The organism is Christiangramia sp. 3-2217-3z (genome assembly GCF_051195275.1).
Classification (GTDB): domain Bacteria; phylum Bacteroidota; class Bacteroidia; order Flavobacteriales; family Flavobacteriaceae; genus Christiangramia; species Christiangramia marina.
Window position 1 is genome coordinate 1 of the sequence record NZ_JBNJLI010000032.1, and the last position, 1481, is coordinate 1481.

Below are 1481 nucleotides of genomic sequence, written 5' to 3' on the forward strand. Positions count from 1 at the left end.
TCGAATTTTTCAGATTGGATTCTAATAGTTTTTAGTAGCTAAAATCGTTGCGGAGCACTTGTGTATAACGGTCTCGGTTATCGCCAGTTGGCGGAGTAGGGGACGCGAATTTGTCGGCTTAGTATTGGTTTGTTGATCAAGTTAATTATTTTCTTACTAACGCTGCCGTCTATTGGCGATGAACCGTTGTTGGCAAACGTTTTTATTTGAAAAATTTCTCAGCATTTTCCCAAATATGATATTTGCTATGTTCTCCTAAAAAGTAATAAAATTTTCCATCTGGTTTAATAAGAATGTAGTTTCCATATCTAACTTCGTAAGGGAAAAATAGTTTTTTAAGCAAATTATCTTCATCCTCTTCCCAATTTATGCTTTTCTGATGATGGTATTCAAGATTATCACATTCAGCTGAATGTATCCAGAATTGGATTATATTACCAATTTTGTGAAGTTTTTTTAGGTAATCTCTATTTAAAACGTTCCATCCAGATCTTGATTTTTTGTTTTCGTCCTTTTTGGGATATGCAGTTAAATAGTTTATAACAATATTCTGAGTTGAGTCAATTGGTTTATCAGTCAGTTCACTTAAATATGATTTCAGATATTCAAAAGTGTTTTTATCGAGTTGCCCGAATTTTTGTCGAGTTATTAAAAGTCCAATTTGAGTAGTATCATTCTCAAAATACAAGTCTAAATTTTTGCCGTAATCTTTGGTTCTAATAAACTTTTGTTTGCTTATTTTTTCACCATTTTCGTTATAGAAAACTATAGATTTTTCTTGACAAAAATTTAAAGAAGTAAATAGCATAAATAAAATTGTCAATCTCATAGTTCGAAGCTTGATTAAAATGTTTGCCAACGGCTCCGGTTATCGCAAGTTGCGGGAATATGGACGCGACTTTGTCGGATTAGTTATTTTTATAATTGGTCTCTAAAATAACAATTTTCAGCTAACTACCCGTTATTTGCGATTAACCGTTGTTATGCACTGGTGCGACACAGCCGAGTGAGAACCTCAGATATGCCGCCGTCTGGAATACACATTCTATTAAAAAATAATATTTTTCATTTATTACAATTATTGCGACCGAGTGCGTGTCCGTTTCTTTGTTCCAAGCTTTCTTTTAATCTTTTTAATTTTTTAGTAGCTAAAATGATTTTGAGCACCTATCAAAAGCTTCTTTAGTGTAAACATTCAATTGGACTTTTTATGCTCTTTAGTTATTTAATTTCTTCTAAACGACTTTTCTTGAATTTTGAAGAGAACCTGGATTTTGTCAATTATCGATTTTCTAAAAGTTCTTTTGTTTCTAATTTTCTTGAGAAGGCTATAATATTTGAAGTTGTTAGCTTAGGTTTCTTAAGGTTTTTAGTAGCTAAAATCGTTACGGAGCACTTGTGCATAACGGTTTCGAATAATCGTCAGTTGTGGTTGAAGGTATTCGGATTAGTCCGCTTAGGTTTTTGTTTCCTGGTTTCTA

At 32.4% G+C, this 1481-nt stretch carries 2 protein-coding genes; one reads left to right on the forward strand and one right to left on the reverse strand.

Annotation, left to right across the window (positions count from 1 at the left end):
• Positions 1 to 202 precede the first annotated feature (202 nt).
• Positions 203 to 829: a hypothetical protein gene (locus ACSHZO_RS15790; protein WP_298248418.1), complete on the reverse strand. Its 627-nt coding sequence runs from the start codon at positions 827 to 829 to the stop codon at positions 203 to 205.
• A gap of 420 nt (positions 830 to 1249) precedes the next feature.
• On the opposite strand from ACSHZO_RS15790, the gene ACSHZO_RS15795 reads away from it, so the two are divergent.
• Positions 1250 to 1481 (forward strand): hypothetical protein (locus tag ACSHZO_RS15795; protein WP_298248419.1); only part of this gene is annotated, 232 nt, incomplete at its 3' end.

Coding starts and splice junctions, on each gene's coding strand:
- ACSHZO_RS15790 (WP_298248418.1), bottom strand. CDS start 829: ATGAGATTGACAATTTTATTTATGCTATTTACTTCTTTAAATTTTTGT.